This is a genomic window from Phyllobacterium brassicacearum, assembly GCF_003010955.1.
GTDB lineage: Bacteria > Pseudomonadota > Alphaproteobacteria > Rhizobiales > Rhizobiaceae > Phyllobacterium > Phyllobacterium brassicacearum.
Genome location: NZ_PGGO01000017.1, coordinates 1 through 21,019 on the forward strand (window position 1 = coordinate 1; position 21,019 = coordinate 21,019).

Genomic DNA, 21,019 nt, shown 5'->3' on the forward strand with positions numbered 1-21,019 from the left:
GACCGATTACGGCGCCATGCAAGGCAAGGACGCCGTCAGGGATATCCATGCCGACTGGTCGGACGATGAAATCATCTACGCGGGTCAGCACCAGGTCCGCAAGGCGCCGCCGTCGGTGAACATGGTGCTGTCCATGCCGCTCGGCGTTGACCGGGACGCCTTCCGCAATGCGGTGCGCGATTTCGTCGACGCCGAACTGCGTCCGCGTGTCGATGTCATGCTGGCGTTTCACGACGACACGGAACACCCGCACGCGCATGTGACCGTGCGTGGCCGCCAGCACGACGGCAAAACCTTCAATCCGGGACCGCCGGTGCTTGCGCACTTTCGTGAGGTCTTTGCCGGCGCCTTGCGCCATCGCGGCATCGAGGCGGAGGCAACGCCGCGTTGCGCGCGCGGGCATACCATGAAGTCCGAGCGCTCGCATGCGCGCCATATGCGCGCGAAAGGGCTGATACCCCGCACCGAAAGAGCAGCCATCCAGGATGCTTTCCGGGATCTGCAGCGCGCGAGGAACGGCGCCTCACATCCCGAAGACGAGGAGAAACTACGCCCATGGGTCAAGGCGGCGAGGGAGCGCCATGCGGGCGTCAAGGCGGTCTATACCGCCGCCGCGCGTGAACTGGCTGCAAGCGCAAACCCGGCCGATCGAAAGCTTGCCCAACAGGTCGAGCAGTTCGTTCGATCGATGCCGGCGCCCATGTTCGCTCACGATCTCTACAAGCAGGCGCTTGAGCGGCAACTTGCACAAAGAGCAAAGCCGCCGCCAACGACCGTGAAGCAGCGGGATGGACCGGAGCGGTGAACGAACGTGGCTATGCAGCGTGGAAAATATAACACAACAATGCTTCAACGGTCTGCAGAGCAGCATTTAGTTTGGCCTGCTTAGCTTCCTTATTGGAGCCCTCTCGCTGCGGTTTTGGTCCTTGCATGTGTAGCGTCAGCTGGGTTCTCTCAGTTCGTGATGGTGTTATTTTCTGTGTGTTCTGCCCTGGTCGCTTGCCACCGCGGATGCACCTGCTGAAGGCGTTCCATTGCGCGGTTGTCGGACAAAAGACTGCAGGAGCCTCTTTGAGGGAAGGCGCCAGGATTTGTTTTTATCCATGCTGCTTCGTGAAGATAGTCGGGGCGAGAATTTAGTTTGGACGACTGTGCACTTTAAATTGGACGCACTAGCAATAGCCTGAACCAACTTGCGATGCGGGCTGGCATGCCGCTGGCTAAGCTAATAGTAGATCTAGCCCGTCGGCGCCATGGCCCTGCCGGGACGATTACGTCGGCGACCTCGTACATTGGGAGGCCGGGGAGGCACCGGCCATGACCGTGCAGAAAGATGTTCATGATCTGGACGGGCAGTACTCTGCGCTGTTGCAATGAGTCCGTTTGCTAAAAACCGGGCCAATCATCCGATCCGAAGCGGAGTTGAACCCGGGCCTTGACCTTACCACGATGGGAAGCCCTATCTTGAGGGCAACAGCATGAAAGAGGTCTTCCCATGAACATGTCAGGCGTACCCGTTCGAGCCAACCACCAGATTGAAATTGAAGGCATGACGTGCGCTTCGTGCGTGGCCCGCGTGGAAAAAGCCATCGCCAGGGTTCCCGGCGTCGCCATGGCCTCGGTCAATCTTGCGACGGAGCGGGCCGACGTTGCTTTTTCGGGTGCACCGGACGTCCCGGCCGTTATCGATGCTATCCGAAAAGCCGGCTACGACGTCGGTGAAAAGATCATCGAACTCGACATCGAGGGTATGACGTGTGCGTCTTGCGTTGGCCGGGTCGAAAAGGCACTCAAGGCTGTCCCTGGTGTCACCAGCGCCAGTGTCAATCTCGCAACGGAACGGGCAACCGTCCGGGTCGCGGACGGGAGCTCAAATGCGTCCCGCCTGGCAGAGGCCGTCAAGGCGGCCGGGTATACGGCAAGCGAGGTCAAGGCTGACAGGACGGAAGAGGGTGAGCCCGACCGGCGTGAAGCCGAATTGCGCAGCCTCAAGATCACCCTGGCCATTGCCGCCGTCCTGACGATACCCGTGTTCGTGCTGGAAATGGGCTCACATCTTATTCCGGCCATCCATATGTTCGTCATGGAAAAGATCGGCATGCAGGAGAGCTGGTATCTGCAGTTCGCCCTCACCACACTGGTTCTCTTCGGCCCGGGTTTGCGGTTCTTCGAGAAAGGCATACCCGCTCTCGTGCGGCTTTCACCCGACATGAATTCGCTTGTCGTGCTTGGCACGACGGCCGCCTGGGGCTTCTCGGTCATCGCCACTTTCGCACCCCGACTGCTGCCGGGCGGCACGGCCAATGTTTATTATGAGGCAGCTGCGGTGATCGTGACGCTTATCCTGCTTGGCCGTTTTCTCGAGGCAAAGGCCAAGGGGCGCACGAGCGAAGCCATCAAACGGCTTCTCGGACTTCAGGCGAAATCAGCACGCGTCCTGCGCAATGGAGAAACCATCGATGTTTCGCTGCAGCAGGTCGTGACTGGCGACGAGATCCTTGTCCGCCCCGGCGAGAAAGTGCCGGTTGACGGCGTCGTCACCGAGGGATCGTCCTATGTGGACGAGTCGATGATCACCGGCGAGCCCGTGCCGGTCGCGAAGATTGGCGGTTCGGAGGTCGTCGGCGGGACGGTCAACAAGAATGGTTCCTTCTCGTTCCGGGCCACCAAGGTCGGCAGCGATACGCTGATTGCCCAGATCATTCGCATGGTCGAGGAGGCTCAGGCCGACAAATTGCCGGTTCAAGCCATGGTGGACAAGGTGACCAACTGGTTCGTGCCGGCGGTCATGCTCGCCGCTGCCGCGACGTTCATCGTGTGGTTGATCTTCGGTCCGGACCCTGCCTTGAGCTTCGCACTGGTGAATGCCGTCGCGGTCCTGATCATTGCCTGCCCTTGCGCTATGGGCCTTGCGACCCCGACTTCGATCATGGTGGGGACAGGTCGTGCAGCCGAAATAGGCGTGCTCTTCAGGCGCGGTGACGCCTTGCAGACGCTGCGCGACGCCGAGGTGATCGCCGTCGACAAGACCGGCACGCTGACCTTGGGGAAGCCCACGCTGGCCCATTTCAGGCCGGCGGAAGGTTTCAGCCGCAACGAAACATTGAGTCTCGTGGCATCCCTCGAAGCCCGCTCGGAACACCCGATTGCCGAGGCGATTGTCGAAGCGGCAAAGCGGGAGAACTTGCCGCTTGCTCCGGGCGAGAATTTTGAAGCGGAGCCCGGTTTTGGTGTTGCCGGCATGGTTGCCGGCCGCAAGGTCGAAGTTGGTGCGGACCGGTTCATGATGAGGCTTGGCTACAGCGTGGCCGGATTTGCCGATGACGCGGAGCGCCTGGGCCGGGAAGGGCAGTCACCGCTCTATGCTGCGATCGACGGCAGGCTGGCTGCTATCATTACGGTCGCCGATCCGATCAAGCCAACGACACCGGAGGCGATCGCCACCCTGCACGCTCTCGGCCTGAAGGTTGCTATGATCACAGGCGACAATCGCCGCACGGCGGAGGCTATCGCGCACCGGTTGGGTATTGACGAGGTGGTGGCCGAAGTGGTGCCGGACGGCAAGGTTGAGGCGATCAAGCGGCTATCATCAAACGGTCAGCGCGTCGCCTTTGTCGGTGACGGCATCAATGATGCTCCGGCGCTCGCCGTCGCCGATGTCGGTCTTGCTATCGGCACCGGTACAGACGTGGCGATCGAAAGCGCCGATGTCGTCCTGATGTCCGGAGACTTGCGCGGCGTCGCCAATGCCATTGCCCTGTCAAAGGCGACGATCCGCAATATCGGTCAGAACCTTTTCTGGGCCTTTGGGTACAATGCTGCCCTCATACCTGTCGCAGCCGGAGTGCTCTATCCGGTCAACGGAGTTCTGTTGTCACCCGTGCTGGCAGCGGGTGCCATGGCCCTTTCAAGTGTGTTCGTTCTGACCAATGCCCTGCGTCTGAGGCGGTTCCGCCCGCCGCTTCAGGACCGGCAGGACAACGCCTTCGCCGGTATGCAGATAGCCGCCGAATAGGGGCCGCGATGTGCGTCACTCGGTTGGCGCAGGGATGCGACGAACCTATATGTGAGTGAAGTGCCAGACAGTCTCGATCCAACAGGAGATGCATTTATGAACATCGGTGAAGCAGCTGCCGCATCGGGCGTTTCTGCAAAAATGATCCGTCACTACGAGTCGATTGGACTGATCAAATCAGCGGATCGCACGGGTTCCGGGTATCGCGTCTATTCCGGCAACGATCTCGAGACACTGCGCTTCGTACGGCGCGGACGCGACCTGGGATTCTCGATCGAACAGATCCGCCAGCTTCTGGCGCTATGGCGGGATCGCAGCCGTGCTTCGTCGGACGTCAAGCGCATAGCACTCGAACACGTCGCAGAACTAGAGGCAAAAATGCGCCAGCTTCGGGAGATGGCCAATACGCTCCGTCACCTCGCGACCCATTGCCATGGCGATGACCGGCCGGATTGCCCGATCATCCAGGACCTGGCGCATCCGGACGCGGAGGAATTCGCTCCAATGATTCCTGCCGCGAGACGGCCGGGCGCATTGAAAGGCTCGCTCGCCGGCTGACGATGCGGCACCTCAGCGGTGATGCCCAATAAAGATTCAGTATGCCGACTATTTAATCACTGACCGCATCTAAGACGTGTTCGTCAAACCCTTCGCTCACGCAGATTAACGAGAGTCTGGTCCGCGAATATGGCGGGATTGGCCATTCACGCCGTCATTGTTGAAATTGGCACAATACATGCTTGTGTCAAAATTGGCCGCCGCTGGCGAAACCAATTCTTGCCCTGGGGACCCCTGGTGCCTCGTACCAACAACGATGGAAGGTTTGAAATGACAAAATACAAGCTCGAGTACATTTGGCTTGATGGGTATACGCCAGTGCCAAATCTTCGTGGGAAAACCCAGATCAAAGAGTTCGACAGTTTTCCGACGCTTGAGCAACTACCACTTTGGGGATTTGACGGAAGCTCCACCATGCAAGCCGAGGGCAGAAGTTCGGATTGCGTCCTGAAGCCCGTCGCCGTTTATCCCGACAGTGAACGCAAGCATGGTGTCCTTGTGATGTGCGAAGTCATGATGCCGGATGGCAAGACGCCGCACCCGTCGAACACCCGCGCCACGATCCTTGATGATGAAGGAGCCTGGTTTGGCTTCGAGCAGGAGTACTTCTTCTACAAGAACGGGCGCCCGCTCGGCTTCCCCGATGCCGGCTACCCCGCTCCGCAGGGCCCATACTACACGGGCGTTGGCTACAGCAACGTGGGCGATGTTGCACGCAAGATCGTCGAGGAACATCTTGACATCTGCCTTGCCGCCGGACTGAACCATGAAGGCATCAACGCAGAAGTTGCAAAAGGTCAGTGGGAATTTCAGATTTTCGGCAAAGGCTCCAAGAAGGCGGCTGACGAAATCTGGCTGGCACGCTATCTGATGCAGCGACTGACCGAAAAATACGGCATCGATGTTGAATATCATTGCAAGCCGCTCGGGGACACCGACTGGAACGGGTCTGGCATGCACGCCAATTTCTCGACTGCATTCATGCGTGAAACCGGTGGCAAGGAGTATTTCGAGGCGCTCATGCATGCGTTTGAAGTGGCAAGGGCGGATCATATCGCTGTCTACGGGCCGGACAATCATATGCGTCTGACCGGCAAGCATGAAACGCAATCGATTCATGCATTCAGCTATGGCGTTGCCGACCGTGGCGCATCGATCCGTGTCCCGCATAGCTTTGTGAACAACGATTACAGAGGTTATCTCGAAGACCGTCGTCCGAACTCGCAAGGTGACCCTTACCAGATCGCGTCGCAGATTCTGAAGACCATCGCAACCGTCCCGACCGAGAGCCGGGTTTCGGAAGCTGCCTGATCCAAAAACGGTCACGGCGTGGCATCTGTCCCTGCCGTGACCGGCAACTGCTGGCGAGCTAGCCAGCAGCACTGCGTGAGCTCGCCAGCACATTCGAGTTGGAATGCTGGGAGGGCGCGTTTCCTAGTAGAGCGCCCCTCTAAAAAGAAACGCCGGGCAGTGCCCGGCGCTATTTTAGCTGAAGGTTTATCCTGGAGGGCCGGTATATCCGACGCCGCCGTTCATTTCCCGAAGCTTGGTTATGTATTGCTGCGGGCGGAGCAAGGGATTGGGGACTTTGTATCCCATTGACTTCGCGATATCCCCCACGAAGGCATTGCAATTGTAAAGCACTGCATGCCAGACGGGAGAGCTGGCTTTCAGCTTCCGTATATATGAGACGACCTTGTTATACTCAGTCTGGCTCAGCATAACGCGCCAGCTGGCTGACCGGTATCGATCTTCGAGATCGCCATCGGTCCACCCCGTTTCGGACGGTACCGGGATGTAGTGGCCCAACACATACGGTACAGCACTGGTGCTGGCGGGTGCCAGACCAGCGACTTCAGGATCGATCATCTGTCCGGCACTATTCACACGGCCAAAAACAACGTAGGTGTGGCCATAAGTGAGAGCATAGCGCGAGCGGAATTCGATGAAATACCGCCCGGTTTCACGTTTGGATGTCTTGGCGGCGGCGTTGTTTTTTGACGTCGTCGCCGACGTTGTCTGAACTGCGGCCACGCTGTCACCGGCGCCCGGTCCCGACTCTGCGCTCGTCTGACAGCCTGCTGCCGAGAGCGCAAACAATATCACTATCAACAGGCGGACATTTAGAAATTTCATCTACTTCCCGAACTCCGAAGAGCGCAGACCTGAAGTGAGCCATGCCCACGCTCGAAAAATTGAGGCTGCCACAAGCGTGTTGTAAGTCAGCCTAGTCCAGATCATATGTTGGTGGGGGAGGTATCAATCGATGCCTCCCCCGCCGATTCAAGTGTTTTACTTATAAACTGGCGCGGTCGCCGGTTCTTCTACGGGTGGCGGAGCCTTCCCTTTCCCCTTCCCAATGGACTCACAGGCGCTTAGGCTGCCAACTGCTAACACGGCAACTAAGGCGATCAGTACTCTGCTCATCTGAAAATCCTTTCTCCTCAACGGCGAGTAGGCTACGAGAGGAAGAGTACCATAAATAGTAGTGATGACTAGAGCCTGGTACCGGAAAGGCCGAGCTTGTGTCCGATTTGCCACAACCACGCATTGTGCCGGCAAAGACAGGGGTCGAATCGGTCGATAATCCGAAGCCGGCAAGCCTATTTACGGACCAACCAGCTCATCAAATGATAACCACCGGGGTCCCCAAGGGCGTGCGCTCATAAAGATCGACAGCATCCTGATTCGTCAGGCGGATGCAGCCATTCGACACGGCTCGGCCTATTGACCACGGCTCGTTGGTGCCGTGCACGCGGAACATAGTGTCCTGATTGCCTCGGTAGAGATACAAGGCGGCAGCTCCAAGCGGGTTATCGGGCCCGCCGGGGACTCCACCCGCATATTGCAGCAAGCGAGGTTTGCGCTTCATCATGCTTGCGGTGGGTGTCCACGAGGGCCACTCTTCCTTCCGCCCGATCGACGCTCTGCCTTTGAGCGAGAGCCCCTCTTCGCCGACACCGATACCATAGCGCGTTGCCATTCCGTCCGGCTCCACGGCGTAGAGGTAGCGTTCGTATGTATTGACTACAATCGTCCCAGGCGGCTCGCTTGTACTATAGGCGACGCGCTGCTTCCGCAAGCGGGGGGCAATGCCCGCTGGTTCTCCGGTAAAGCCAGTTGTTATTGGCTCGAAAGCCTGCCTTACGACAGGCGTGCACCCCGTAGCCGCCAGTCCCAGGCTCCCCAGCACGAGTGCCCGGCGGGTCATTTTTCCATTGTTCATTCGGTTTGCTCAGACAATGTTAGATACGAATATCGTTAATGGTAGCATTCAAGTGGCCGACGGCCAAGTCTTGTAGATAGCGTGAATATCACGACAAACACAACCTCTGAATGAGGTGTGTCATTCGGGTACCAGGGGCAGGTGCGTGTTTTAGCTCCGGTTTAGCCGGCTGAACCAGAACCGGCTGCACGGAAACGCTTCTCAAATTCACGGCGCAAGCTCCGTCTCACTTCGGCCGCGCGCAACCGCTGTTGAGCGACTTCTCTCGTTGCATGATAGGGCGGCACTTCGGTTGGCCGGCCGTCGTCATCCACCGCCACCATGGTGAAGTAGCAGGAATTCGTGTGTCGCCGCTCGCCGCTGCGGATATTCTCGGCCTCCACCCTTATGCCGACTTCCATGGAAGTGCGACCCGCGTAATTGATCGATGCGCGAAAGGTCACCAGCTCTCCGACCATGATAGGTTGGCGGAATACGACCTGATCAACAGACAATGTGACGGCGTACTGCTTCGAGTAGCGCGAAGCGCAGGAGAAGGCCACGCGGTCCAGGAGATTGAGCAGAGCGCCGCCATGAACCTTGCCGCTGAAGTTTGCCATGTCGGGTGTCATTAGGACCACCATCTCAACTCGGCTTGTATCGGTGCCGTCGTCCATTTCTGTCTCCGTCATATCTGCCGGTCCATTATGTCTAATTCCACAAAAATAGCCGGAAAATGTTTTTGATAGGGCGATGCCGCCGTGTTTCTTACGATCAGCCATATCCTGCGCCCATGTTGGCTGACTAACCAAATCGGTAAACCAGGTCAGGCATTGGGTGGTTCGTGCCCGGAATCCGCGGCTGTTTGGCGACGACGGCCGAATGATGAGACGCGTTCGCCGATGAGACCGAAGAGGACGTAGAGACCCGGGATGACGAGGATGCCAACAACCGTCGCCGCGACCATTCCCGCAACCACGGTCGCACCAATGGAAACGCGGCTGGCGGCGCCGGCCCCACTTGCGATGACCAGCGGAACCGAACCGAGAATGAAGGCGATGGCTGTCATGAGCACAGCGCGGAAGCGCATGTGGCCGCCTTCAATGGCTGCTTCGACAAGACTCTTGCCCGATTCGTGGCTTTCCTTGGAGAACTCAACGATCAGAATCGCATTCTTGGCGGCCAATCCGATCAGAAGCACAAGACCGATCTGGGCGTAGATGTTGAGTCCCAAGCCGACTGCCCTTATGCCGAGTATCGCACCCAGGATTGCCACGACCACCGATGCAATAACCGCAAATGGAATGGTCCAGCTCTCATATTGGCCGACCAGGAACAGGTAGCCGAATATGATTGCTAGGGCGAACACGACAATGGTCTGACTGCTTGCCAGTGCTTCCTGATAGGATAACGCGGACCATTCAAATGCATAGCCATCCGGCAGTGACGCATTCGCAACATCCGTAAGGGCCTGCATCGCCTGACCGGTCGAAGCGCCTGCTGCGGGCGTTCCATTAATGGTTGCAGCCGTAAATTGGTTGTACCGGGTAAGCAGGGTAGGTTCGAGCTTCGTGCTCATGGATGCAATGGCCCGCACGGGCACCATCGCTCCGGTTGAACTGCGAACAAACAGGTTCAGAATATTGTCCGGGGTCCGCCGGAACTGGTAATCGGCAGCGACATTGACCTGATAGACTTGTCCGACAATGTTGAAATTGTTGACGTAGCTGGAGCCAAGCTGGGTCTGGAGCGTGCTGAAAATCGTCGAAATGGGGGTGTTGAGACGCTGGGCACTGTCACGATCAATGTCGAGATAGATCCCTGGTACCTCGGCGGAAAATGTCGAGTACGCATTGCCGATTGCCGGATTGGCATTCGCGGCAACGATGAACGAGCGCATGACCTGGGCGAGTTCCTCTGGCGACTGTCCGCCAAGCGCCTCGAGCCGGAAATCGAAGCCTTCGGCATTGCCGATGCCTGGGATTGCCGGTGGCGGGAAGGCAATTATGTTTGCGGAACCCAGCTGAACGAATGCCCGGTTGAGACTGTTGTAAATTCCGCGTAGTCCGGTCTCCGGTGTCTTGCGTTCGTCCCAGGGTTTCATCACGACCAGGACCAGGCCAGTGTTGGGTTGCGATGCTCCTGAAAGGATGCTGTACCCCGAAACCGTCACGACGTTGGCGACACCATCGGTCTTGAGAGCGATACGACCGACCTCGTCGAGAACTGCCTGTGTCCTTGGAAGCGCAGCGGCATCAGGAAGCTGGACGTTCACGAACAGAACGCCCTGGTCTTCGTTTGGAATGAAAGCCGTGGGTGTGCGCGAAAGCATCCAATATGCCCCGCCGCCAAGAAGGAGAACAATCAGCCCCGCCACAATGGAACGCCGCGCCAGGAATCCGGTGATGCGCGAGTAGCCGTTCCTCGTGCTATCAAGCCCAGAATTGAACCAACGGAATGGTCCGCGGGCAGCGCTGGGGCGATGCAGAATCGTGGCGCACAAAGCCGGGCTGAGGGTAAGCGCATTCAAAGCCGAAATCGTGACCGCCGCCGTAATCGTTACGGCGAACTGTCGATATAGCTGCCCGGTGATGCCTGGTAGGAAAGCGACTGGCAGAAAGACTGCGATGAGGACGAGCGTGGTCGAGACGATAGGGCCGGTCACTTGCCGCATTGCTACGCGCGTGGCGTCTGCGGGAGACATGTCCGGATGCTCCTCCATCACGCGCTGGACGTTCTCAACAACGACGATAGCATCGTCCACGACAAGGCCGATTGCGAGAATCAAGGCAAACAGGGTGACTGTATTTGCCGAGAAGCCGAGCGCGAGCAGAATGGCAAACACGCCGATCAGCGATACCGGAATCGTCAAGGCCGGGATCAATGTTGCCCGCCAGTCCTGCAGGAAAATGAAGACAACGACCAGGACAATGAGGCCAGTGATCACAAGCGTGAGGATGATCTCATGCACGGTTGCTTTCACGAAATCCGTGGAATCGTAGATGACCTCGTATGAGACATCCGCTGGAAAGCGGTTCTTGAGTACTTCGAGCTGGGCGCGTACAGCGTCGGCCACCCCCAAGGCGTTTGAGCCCGGCGATTGATAGATGGCGATCGTAGCGGACGGGCTACCATTCAGCTGGCTGACCGAGTTGTATGTTTGCGCACCGAGTTCGACGCGGCCGATATCGCTGATGCGTACTATCGCGCCTTCCGCTCCGGTACGCACGATAATATTCTTGAACTGGTCGGGACTGTCGAGCCGGCCAAGTGCGGTGATGGAATATTGCAGGACCTGGTCATCCGGGATCGGTGGAGCTCCGATCAGGCCAGCCGCCGCCTGGACGTTCTGTTGCTGAATGGCATTGGTCACGTCATCGGCCGTGATGCCAAGGGCCGCCATGCGCTGAGGATCGAGCCAGATGCGCATGGAATAATTCAGTGCGCCCATGAGGGTCGCAGAGCCGACGCCGTTTACACGTGAAAGCGGGTTGACCACATTGATCTGTGCATAGTTCGAAAGGAACAGGCCGTCCTGGCTGCCCTTCGGTGAAAACAGGCTGATGATGAGCAGGAAGTTCGGTTGCTGGGCTTTCACGCTGACCCCCAGCCGTGTGACCGCATCCGGAAGCTGAGGGGTCGCCAGTGCAACGCGGTTTTGCACATTTACCTGTGCGATGTCGCTGTTGGTGCCAACGGCAAATGTAACGGTGAGGGTATAGACGCCGCTCGAACTCGTATTCGAAGCCATGTAGATCATGCCTTCGACGCCATTCACCTGCTGTTCGATCGGAGTCGCTACAGTATCCGCCAGCGTTTGCGCGTCAGCTCCTGGATAGTTTGCGGTTACCTGAATGGTCGGCGGTGTGATGTCCGGATATTGCGCGACAGGAATGTTCAGCAACGCGATTGTGCCCGCAAGCGTGATGATAATGGCAATCACCATTGCAAGGCGCGGGCGGCTGATGAAAATGTCCGCAAACATGCGTCAGTTCCCCGTGGCAGCCGGAGTGGGATTCACGACGATACCTGCCCGTACTTTCTGAATACCGTTTGTGATGATGACTTCTCCGTTGGCCAGTCCGGACGTGACCGACCAGTCAACGCCGACACGCGGACCGAGGGACACGCGGCGGATGACGGCGCGATTGCCCTCGTCAAGCACAAAGACGAATGCACCATCGCGGTCCTGTTGTACGGCGGCGGCCGGGACGATCGGAAGTTGTGTCGGTTCACCGGACTGGACCGTGACGGTGACGAACTGGCCCGGAACCAGCTGCAAGCGTGGATTCGGAAACTCAGCGAATACGGCGATCGTCCCTGTGGTCGAATCGATCGTATTGTTAAGGAACGCAATCTTGCCAGGGGATTCGTAGATCGTGCCGTCAGAAAGGCGAAGCTTGGGCTTGTAGTTTTCCGACTGTTCCAGGACACCCTGGTCGTTTGGTTTCAAGGCATTGACGACAGTAAGGTAGTCTCTGTCGGAAATTGAGAATTGAACGCGGATGGGGTCCGTCTGCACGACAGTCGCAAGTGTACCTGTGGAGGGTGATACCAGATTTCCTGGTGTTACCAGCATCTTGCCAATACGACCGGAGATTGGTGTCTTTATATCCGTGTAGGACAGGTTCAGCTCAGCAGTCTTGACGTTGGCCTGCGCTTGCGAAATCTGCGCTTTCGCCTGGTCAACCTGCGCTGATGCGGTATCGCGCGTGGCTGTTGCCTGATCTACGGTGGATTGGGACACATTGGCAGTTCTGAGCAGCTCAACCTGTCGCGTGAGGGTAACCTCGGCCTGCTTCAGGTTGGCCTCCGCGCCTGCCTGACCCGCAGTCGCCGCCTCAAGCGCCGCACGCGCACTGTCCAGAGCGGCCTGGTATCCGTCTTTCTCAATTTCGAATGCAATTTGACCGGCCTTTATGAAGCTTCCTTCGGTAAAACCCACACTATCAAGGAAACCCTCCACACGGGCCATCAGTTGGACCTGCTGGTCAGCGATGACCGTCCCGACAAATTCTCCCTGACGCGTTACGGGAGCAAGCTTGACGGCCGAGGTCTCGACCGAGGGTGGAGGCTGATCAGTCGAGGCAGGTGTCTGCGCCAAAGCCACTCCGTTGCCTATAAAAAACAACGTCGCGCCGATGAGTGATGTCCGCCGCCAAAATGACCCCACGTTGATCGAACTCCTTAGGTCGGATGTTGGAAAAAGACTCTTATTCTTACCGGAAGAATCTTCTGCGTGTATGCCAACGTGAATCATGGAGCTCAACTTTGCCTGCTGTATTGAAGAAGATCATGATTCAACGGGTCGAATGCGAACAAGTACGTAACTGTAACAAATTCCGCTGAGCGATCAGTGGTATCGAGTTCAATGTGCCAGCGTTGGTCGCCAGCCTATCACTTGTTGCGCCGCTCTCAAGCGGCTAAGTTGAGGATATGCCGTCCATCATCGATTGAGCAATGCACCAGTCAACCATAAACGAGTGGAAGGAAATCGGATGGGGCACACTGGCCTCAGTCGCGCTGCATCTATCGGTGGTATTTTTGCTGGTGTTTCGCCTGCACGTGGAGCCATTCCCGGAAGAGCAGACAGTCGAGGTTGAGCTCGTAGCACCGCTGCCGACTAAGCCGAAAGAAAAGCCGCAGCAAGCGCCGGCGAGTGCCAAGGCTGCTCGTCCGCTGGTATTCGAGTCGATGCCGCCACAGCCAGAACAGAAAACTACTGAACCGCAACAGCCTGCGGCTGAACAGGCCTCGACGCCATCAGCAAACCCGGAAAGTGCGCCGACCGAATCAAGCTCCGATACCGAACCTGGCGAGGCAAAACCTGCAACGCCAGCGCCCGTCGTTACCGGGACAAACCTTCAAAGTGTGCCGGTCCCCGGAGAGAAGGCCCGTCCCGACGAGACGAACAGGGAACCAGCCCGGAAGCCGGCGGAGGCGAAAACCAAACAGAAATCGGATGAGCTCAACCCCGCGCGAGAACCGTCTTCATCGAAATCACTGTTTGATCCGAGGGTCCTGCAGACGATTGGCCAGCTTCCGCGAGAAGGGCGCATCCGTCAGCTTTGCCAGATCGAGGCGATTGCCCGGATTCGCCAACAACCGTTCAGCCGTTATGCTGACATTCTCGTGCCTTACGGGGCATCAGGCGGTCTGATCACAAACAATACCCTTGATGCCAGGGGCGGCGCGTTCCGCAACGGATCAAACTGGTACAATGTCAGTTTCAAATGCCAAGTCGATGCCAACACGACGAAAGTCGTTTCACTCAGCTTGGGGATCGGCGGCGCGGTCCCGCCGAGCGAATGGCGTAAACGAGAGCTGCCAATGAATTAATCCATGTTGGCGGGTCCGCCGTTTGGTGCAAGAATCGGGTTGAATTTGTCCGGCGTCCGTATGATTTTCATGGCAGATTGAAATTTGAGGATATGTGTCATGGGGCAGACAGTGCATCACTATCTTGTCTTCGAGACCGCGGGCGGCTTTTGCGGAATTGCCTGGAACAGGATCGGCATCACACGTTTCCAGCTGCCGACCCGAAGCGCCGAGGCGACCGAACGAAACCTGCTGCGCCGGCTACCCGGGGCTGAACCGGGTTCGCCGCCACCGGAGGTGGCCGAAGCCGTCGCAGCCGCGAAGCGCTATTTCGAGGGCGAGGAAACGGATTTTTCTGGCCTCGGGCTAGACCTCGGCGAACAGGACGAGTTCTTCGGCAAGGTCTATGCCGCCGTGCGGCGGCTAGGCTGGGGGCATACAACCACTTATGGTGCCCTGGCAAAAGAACTCGGTGCCGGGCCCGAGGCCGCACGTGATGTTGGCCAAGCCATGGCCAGGAATCCTGTGCCCTTGATCATCCCTTGCCATCGTGTACTGGCGGCCGGCGGTCGGGTAGGGGGCTTTTCAGCACCCGGCGGTTCGACCGCGAAGATGCGCATGCTGGAGCTGGAGGGCGTTTCGCCTGGATCACTGGATGCAGCACAGCAGTCCTTCGGGTTCTAACTTCGGCGATAATCCCCCGCGATCATCTCCGCGGCCTTTTCGGCGATCATGATCGTTGGTGAGTTGGTATTTCCCGAGGTAATCGAAGGCATGATCGAGGCATCGGCCACACGCAGACCTTGAATGCCGCGCACGCGCAATTGCGGATCGACGACCGAGTCCGGATCAGCACCCATGCGGCAGGTTCCTACGGGGTGGAAGATGGTCGTGCCAACGGCACCGGCGGCTTCGACTAATTCCTCTTCCGTTTTATAGTCGGGGCCGGGTTTGAACTCTTCCGGCTTGAAACGCTGCAATGGCTTTTGCGCCACAATGTTGCGCGTGATGCGGATCGAGTCCGCCGCGACACGGCGATCACTTTCTGTCGTCAGATAATTCGGCTGGATCGCAGGATGCGAGCGATGATCCGGTGATTTGATGTGCACGGACCCGCGGCTCTCGGGACGCAGATTGCAAACGCTCGCGGTAAACGCCGGGAAGGGGTGTACGTTTTCGCCAAACTTTTCCAGGGAGAGAGGTTGCACATGATATTGCAAATTGGCTGTCTCAAAAGAAGGATCGGACCGGGTGAAGACGCCAAGCTGGCTTGGCGCCATCGACATGGGTCCCGACCGGCTGATGAGATATTCCAGCGCGATTGCGGCCTTGCCAAGAAGGCGGTTGGCCTTCTCATTGAGTGTCGGAATACCGGTAACCTTGTAGGCACAACGCAGCTGCAGATGGTCCTGTAGGTTCTCGCCGACACCGCGCCGTTCCAGGACCGTTTCGATACCCGCAGTCTGCAAGATGTCGCCGCGACCGATGCCTGATAGTTCGAGAATATGCGGTGAGCCAATTGACCCGGCAGCCAGGATGACCTCGCGCCTGCATTGGACCGAACGGATCGCCCCGGCCTGTTCGAATTCAACGCCTTTAACGGCCAAATCCTTCAAGATCAGCTTTCGCACATGCGCTCCGGTTTCAACCTTGAGATTAGGACGTCCCAGGGCGGGGCGCAGAAACGCCTTCGCCGTGTTCCAGCGGATGCCGCGCTTCTGATTGACCTTGAAATAGGATGAACCTTCGTTGTCACCGCGATTGAAATCGTCTGTACGAGGGATGCCGGCAGCTTCGGCGGCATCCCTAAACGCATCAAGTATATCCCAATGGAGACGTGCTTCTTCGACACGCCATTCTCCTCCCGAGCCGTGGAAATCGTCGGCGCCGAGATAATAATCCTCTGACTTCTTGAAATAGGGCAGGACATCATCCCAGCCCCAGCCGGTACAGCCATCCTGGCGCCACAGGTTGTAATCGCGCGCCTGCCCACGCATGTAGATCATGCCGTTGATCGATGAGCAGCCGCCCAGAACCTTGCCACGCGGATAGTTCAGGCTTCGGCCGTTCAAACCAGGCTCGGCCTCCGTCGAAAAACACCAGTCAATTCGCGGGTTCGAGATGCAATACAGATAGCCGACCGGGATGTGGATCCACGGATAATTATCCTTGCCGCCAGCCTCGAGCAGTAGGACAGACACGTGCTTGTTCTCGGAGAGGCGATTGGCGAGCGTGCAGCCCGCCGTGCCCGCCCCGACGATGATGTAATCATACGCGGTTGTCATTTGGATCAGTTCTCGGATCTGCCTTGAAGTTTCTTGCCAAAGCGCGAGGCGTAGAATTCACCAATAATTCCGCGGCGGAAGACAAGGACACAGACCATAAAGATGATGCCCGTAATGACGGTTACGGGGAACTCCGAGGTCGCCAGATAATTCTCCAGTGTTGCGATCAGTGCGGCACCAAAGATCGGGCCAACCAGGGTTCCGATCCCGCCGAGCAATGTCATCAACACGACTTCACCGGACATCTGCCAACTGACATCCGTAAGGGTAGCGAACTGAAACACGATGGCCTTCAATCCTCCGGCAAGGCCGGTGAGTGCTGCAGACATGACAAAGGCGGCAAGCTTGTAACGGGCAACGGAATAGCCGAGCGATATGGCGCGGTTTTCGTTTTCACGCACGGATTTGAGGATCATGCCAAATGGCGAATTGATGATACGCCAGATGATGAACATGCCGATCAGAAATACCGCAAGGACGAAGAAATACATGCTCAGCGGTTGATTGAGGTCGATGAAGCCGAAGAGATAGCCGCGCGGGACACCTTGAATTCCGTCCTCACCGTGTGTGAAGGAAGCCTGCAGGCAGAAGAACGAAAACATCTGCGCCAGCGCCAGAGTGATCATCGTTGAATAAATGCCCTGGCGGCGGATGGCGAAGAAGCCGATGACGAGCCCGAGAACTGTGGCGCCGGCGACGCCAACAAGAATGCCAAGTTCAGGCGAAAATCCCCATTCCTTCACCGCATGGGCCGTGAAGTAGGCCGCACCGCCGAAGAATGCGGCGTGGCCAAAGGACAGGATGCCGGTATAGCCGAGCAGCAGGTTGAAGGCACATGCGAAGAGCGCAAAGCACAACACCTTCATCAGGAATACAGGATAGAAATAGAACGGCGCGAGGATCAACCCGGCAACGCCGATGAGGATCAGGGCCATCTCAAGCGTAAGAAATCGATCCTTCGAGGCTTCGGAAATCGTTGTGTCGGTCATGTCAGACCTCCTTTCCGAACAGGCCCGCAGGGCGCACCAGCAATACGATCGCCATGATGACGAAGATGACGATGTTCGATGCTTCCGGATAGAACACCTTGGTCAGCCCTTCGAAAATCCCGAGCATATAGCCGGTTACAATAGCGCCCAGAATGGATCCCATACCGCCGACAACGACGACCGCGAACACGACGATGATCATGTTCGATCCCATCAGCGGACTGACCTGATAAATGGGAGCGGCCATGATACCGGCGAGGCCGGCGAGACCAGCTCCAAGGCCATAGGTGAATGTCAGCAACAATGGCACGTTGATGCCGAAAGCACGCACAAGTGTCGGGTTTTCTGTTGCTGCGCGCAGATAGGAACCGAGGCGGGTCTTCTCGATCAGCAGCCATGTCCCGAGGCAGACAACCAATGAAGCGATGACGACCCAGGCGCGATATTTTGGCAGGAACATGAAGCCGAGATTAAATCCCCCAGCCATTGCGCCAGGAACCGCATAGGGTTGGCCAGCCGCACCGTAGTAATAGCGGAACGTGCCTTCGATCACGAGTGCAAGTCCGAACGTAAACAACAAACCATAGAGGTGGTCGAGATTATAAAGGCGCGACAGCGCGACCCGTTCGATGAACGCGCCCGCGAGACCCACAACCAAAGGCGCAAGGATCAGCGCGGGCCAGTAACCGATGCCAAGCTCTGCCAGCAAAAGATAGCCGACAAAAGCACCGAGCATATATTGTGCACCGTGTGCGAAATTGATGACACGCAGCAGGCCAAAAATAATCGCGAGGCCGAGACTAAGCATCGCGTAGAACGAGCCGTTGATAAGGCCGATCAGCAACTGGCCGAGAAACGCCTGGAGGGGGACGCCGAAGATCATGGTCATAGTCGTCAGACTCCCAAAGCTTCGTTGAGCATGGTCATGCGGTCGGGCAATTCCCTGACATGGAAATTGTCGATGACCCTGCCATGATCGACCACGTAGAAGCGATCAGCGACCTTACTGGCAAACCGGAAATTCTGTTCGACGAGCAGAATGGTCATGCCGCGCTGCTTCAGTGTTACAAGCACCTCGCCGATACGCTGAACGATGACCGGTGCAAGGCCTTCCGTTGGTTCGTCCAGAAGCAGGAGCTTGACGCCGGTGCGCAGAATTCGGGCAATCGCCAGCATCTGCTGTTCGCCACCCGAAAGCTTTGTGCCCGGACTGTTGCGGCGCTCCTTGAGGTTGGGAAAGAGGTCGTAGATCTCGGCGATCGACATGCCGCCCTTGGCGACGATTGGCGGAAGATTGAGGTTTTCATCGACGGACAGCGTGGCGAATATGCCGCGTTCCTCGGGCACAAAGCCGATGCCTGCGTGTGCGGTACGATGCAGCGGCACGCGCATCATGTCCTTGCCTTCGAAGTTAATCGTGCCTGTGCGCTTTCGGATAATTCCCATAATGGAGCGCAATGTTGTCGTCTTGCCGACACCATTGCGGCCAAGAAGGGTGACCGTCTCCCCTTGATGGATGTCGAGATTGATGCCGTGCAAGGCATGACCTTCGCCATACCAGGCATGAAGATCCCGGACAGAAAGCAGCGTGTTACTCATGTTCGGTCCCCATATAGGCAACACGCACACGCTCGTCCTGACTGACGGTGCGATAATCACCAGAGGTGAGGATTTCGCCCCGCTGCAAGACCGTCACCTTGTCGCACAGATCGGCGACAACTTTCAGATTGTGTTCGACCATCAGGATCGCGCGATCTTTCGCTACTTCTCGAATGATATCGGAGACGATATGCACGTCTTCGTGGCCCATGCCGGCCATTGGCTCGTCAAGTAACAGGACTTTCGGATCCAGCGCCAGCGTTGTAGCGATCTCCAGGACACGCTTGCGCCCATAGGAAAGATCGGCGGCAAGGTGGTTACGGGCATCTTGAAGGCCGACAGCCTCGATCAATTCCATTGCCCGTTCGTTAAGCCGGTTCAATGCTCCCATGGGCAGCCAGAACTGGGTCGAAAGTCGACCGGGACGCTGCAGGGCAACGCGTACATTGTCGAGGATCGACAAGTGCGGAAAGACCGCGGATATCTGGAATGAGCGCACAAGTCCCATACGAGCCACTTTGGCCGGATCCGTCCTTGTGATGTCGTGATCGAGCAGCGTGATCGTTCCGCTCGTCGGTTGCAGGAATTTGGTTAGCAAATTGAAGACAGTGGTCTTGCCTGCACCGTTCGGGCCAATCAATGCATGCACCCTCGCATGGTGCACGTCGAGATCGACATTGTTGACGGCAATGAAGCCGCCAAAGTCACGGCGCAGGCCGCGGGCTGACAACACCACCCGCGAACCTTGGTCTCCGGAGGCGCCGGGAGAGGAGTTTCCTCCCCCGAACGCCGTATTAGTCAACGAAGCAGTCATTCGTTATTCGACCAGCGGGCAGCCGCTCTCGGCTGGCTTGATATAGGCCTCATCACCCGGAACGGTGGCGAGGACCTTGTAGTAGTCCCAAGGCGCCTTGCTCTCGTCCGGCTTCTTGACTTCCATCAGATAGACGTCGCTGATCAGACGGCCATTCGGGCCGACTTTGGCGCCGCGCCCGAAGACGTCGTCAACTTGCATCTCATGCATCGCCACAGCGACTTTCTCCGTATCGTCGGTGCCGACTTTCTGGATGGCCTTCAGATATTGTGTGACACCCGAATAGGTTGCTGCCTGGATCATGTTCGGCATGCGGCCGGTACGCTTGAAGTACTTCTGGCCGAACTCACGCGATTGATCGTCGCGATCCCAGTAGAAGCTTTCAGTAAGGGTCAGCCCCTGCGCCGCCTCAAGGCCGAGACCATTTACTTCGGACAGGGTGAACAGCAGCGCTGCAAGGCGTTGACCGCCGGAGACGATACCGAATTCCGCGGCCTGCTTGATCGCGTTAGCGGTGTCGAGCCCGGCATTGGCGAGGCCAATGACCTTGGCACCAGATGACTGGGCCTGCAGCAAGAAGGAGGAATAATCCGTTGTTGCCAGCGGGTGACGAACGGAGCCGACGACCTTGCCACCCTTGGAGGTGACGAATTTGGCAGTCTGCTCCTCCAGCGAATAGCCGAATGCATAGTCCGCAGTAAGGAAGAACCAGCTGTCGCCACCCTGCGAGACCAAAGCGCCGCCAGTACCGACGGCAAGTGCATGCGTGTCATAAGCCCAATGGAAGCCGTAAGGTGAACATTGCTTGCCCGTCAGTTCAGTGGTCGCCGCCCCGGTGACAAGGTCGATCTTCTTCTTCTCTTTGGAAATTCCCTGTACGGCCAGCGCCACCGAGGAGGTAGTCAGTTCCATGATGGAGTCGACCTGTTCGGTGTCGTACCACTGGCGGGCGATATTAGAGGCAATATCCGGCTTGTTCTGATGGTCGGCAGTTATGACCTCAATCGGTGCATCCAGCACCTTGCCGCCGAAATCCTCAGCAGCCATCTTCGCTGCTTCGTACGACCATTTGCCACCGAAATCCGCATAGACGCCCGACTGGTCGTTCAAAATGCCGATCTTGACCTTGCCGTCGGAAATCTCGGCACTTGCTGCCGGAATGACTGTCGCCGCCATCAAGGCTGCTGTTGCAACTGCTAATAGTCTCATTCGGATCTCCTCCCAAAGATTAACCGC

The 21,019-nt window shown here is 57.6% G+C and carries 18 protein-coding genes; 6 read left to right on the forward strand and 12 right to left on the reverse strand.

Annotation, left to right across the window (positions count from 1 at the left end):
- The 4 genes from CU102_RS29935 to CU102_RS20080 form a co-directional block, all read left to right on the forward strand.
- Positions 1–805: relaxase/mobilization nuclease domain-containing protein (locus CU102_RS29935; RefSeq protein WP_106712878.1), on the forward strand; the 805-nt coding region annotated here is incomplete at its 5' end.
- Between the two features lie 690 nt (positions 806–1,495).
- Complete coding sequence (locus CU102_RS20070) at positions 1,496–4,015, forward strand: heavy metal translocating P-type ATPase (RefSeq protein ID WP_106712879.1); 2,520 nt, start codon at positions 1,496–1,498, stop codon at positions 4,013–4,015.
- Between the two features lie 96 nt (positions 4,016–4,111).
- On the forward strand, positions 4,112–4,573 hold the full coding sequence (gene cueR, locus CU102_RS20075; protein WP_106712880.1) for a Cu(I)-responsive transcriptional regulator: 462 nt from the start codon (positions 4,112–4,114) through the stop codon (positions 4,571–4,573).
- 270 nt (positions 4,574–4,843) lie between these two features.
- Positions 4,844–5,884, forward strand: coding sequence for a glutamine synthetase beta-grasp domain-containing protein (locus CU102_RS20080; protein WP_106712973.1), 1,041 nt, complete (start codon positions 4,844–4,846; stop codon positions 5,882–5,884).
- Positions 5,885–6,070: 186 nt separating this feature from the next.
- Here CU102_RS20080 and CU102_RS20085 read toward each other — a convergent pair whose 3' ends face one another.
- From CU102_RS20085 to CU102_RS20110, 6 genes are all read right to left on the reverse strand, one after another.
- Entirely contained in the window at positions 6,071–6,709 is a 639-nt protein-coding gene (locus CU102_RS20085) for a hypothetical protein (RefSeq protein WP_106712881.1), read from the reverse strand.
- Between the two features lie 156 nt (positions 6,710–6,865).
- Entirely contained in the window at positions 6,866–7,000 is a 135-nt protein-coding gene (locus CU102_RS30480) for an ABC transporter (RefSeq protein ID WP_106712882.1), read from the reverse strand.
- A 199-nt stretch (positions 7,001–7,199) separates the two neighbouring features.
- Positions 7,200–7,799: a L,D-transpeptidase gene (locus CU102_RS20095; RefSeq protein WP_106712883.1), complete on the reverse strand. Its 600-nt coding sequence runs from the start codon at positions 7,797–7,799 to the stop codon at positions 7,200–7,202.
- A 161-nt stretch (positions 7,800–7,960) separates the two neighbouring features.
- Positions 7,961–8,470, reverse strand: coding sequence for an acyl-CoA thioesterase (locus CU102_RS20100; protein WP_425351577.1), 510 nt, complete (start codon positions 8,468–8,470; stop codon positions 7,961–7,963).
- Between the two features lie 134 nt (positions 8,471–8,604).
- Positions 8,605–11,763: an efflux RND transporter permease subunit gene (locus CU102_RS20105; protein WP_106712884.1), complete on the reverse strand. Its 3,159-nt coding sequence runs from the start codon at positions 11,761–11,763 to the stop codon at positions 8,605–8,607.
- Positions 11,764–11,766: 3 nt separating this feature from the next.
- Positions 11,767–12,951: an efflux RND transporter periplasmic adaptor subunit gene (locus tag CU102_RS20110; protein WP_166648523.1), complete on the reverse strand. Its 1,185-nt coding sequence runs from the start codon at positions 12,949–12,951 to the stop codon at positions 11,767–11,769.
- A gap of 287 nt (positions 12,952–13,238) precedes the next feature.
- On the opposite strand from CU102_RS20110, the gene CU102_RS20115 reads away from it, so the two are divergent.
- Together CU102_RS20115 and CU102_RS20120 are read left to right on the forward strand one after the other, a co-directional pair.
- Complete coding sequence (locus tag CU102_RS20115) at positions 13,239–14,117, forward strand: DUF930 domain-containing protein (protein WP_106712886.1); 879 nt, start codon at positions 13,239–13,241, stop codon at positions 14,115–14,117.
- Between the two features lie 99 nt (positions 14,118–14,216).
- Positions 14,217–14,780: a methylated-DNA--[protein]-cysteine S-methyltransferase gene (locus tag CU102_RS20120; protein ID WP_106712887.1), complete on the forward strand. Its 564-nt coding sequence runs from the start codon at positions 14,217–14,219 to the stop codon at positions 14,778–14,780.
- Here CU102_RS20120 and CU102_RS20125 read toward each other — a convergent pair.
- The 6 genes from CU102_RS20125 to CU102_RS20150 form a co-directional block, all read right to left on the reverse strand.
- On the reverse strand, positions 14,777–16,381 hold the full coding sequence (locus CU102_RS20125) for a GMC family oxidoreductase (RefSeq protein WP_106712888.1): 1,605 nt from the start codon (positions 16,379–16,381) through the stop codon (positions 14,777–14,779). The two genes, CU102_RS20120 and CU102_RS20125, sit on opposite strands and share 4 nt — an antisense overlap.
- A 5-nt stretch (positions 16,382–16,386) precedes the next feature.
- Positions 16,387–17,370, reverse strand: coding sequence for a branched-chain amino acid ABC transporter permease (locus CU102_RS20130; protein ID WP_106712889.1), 984 nt, complete (start codon positions 17,368–17,370; stop codon positions 16,387–16,389).
- Position 17,371: 1 nt separating this feature from the next.
- Complete coding sequence (locus CU102_RS20135; RefSeq protein WP_106712890.1) at positions 17,372–18,259, reverse strand: branched-chain amino acid ABC transporter permease; 888 nt, start codon at positions 18,257–18,259, stop codon at positions 17,372–17,374.
- Positions 18,260–18,264: 5 nt separating this feature from the next.
- Positions 18,265–18,969 (reverse strand): ABC transporter ATP-binding protein, encoded by a 705-nt coding sequence (locus CU102_RS20140; RefSeq protein ID WP_106712891.1) that lies wholly within the window; start codon positions 18,967–18,969, stop codon positions 18,265–18,267.
- Positions 18,962–19,699, reverse strand: a complete 738-nt coding sequence (locus CU102_RS20145) for an ABC transporter ATP-binding protein (RefSeq protein ID WP_208113870.1) — start codon at positions 19,697–19,699, stop codon at positions 18,962–18,964. The genes CU102_RS20140 and CU102_RS20145 overlap by 8 nt, the downstream gene beginning before the upstream one ends.
- Before the next feature lie 87 nt (positions 19,700–19,786).
- A complete protein-coding gene (locus tag CU102_RS20150; protein ID WP_106712893.1) occupies positions 19,787–20,992 on the reverse strand; it encodes an ABC transporter substrate-binding protein in 1,206 nt (401 codons plus the stop codon).
- Positions 20,993–21,019: the final 27 nt, after the last annotated feature.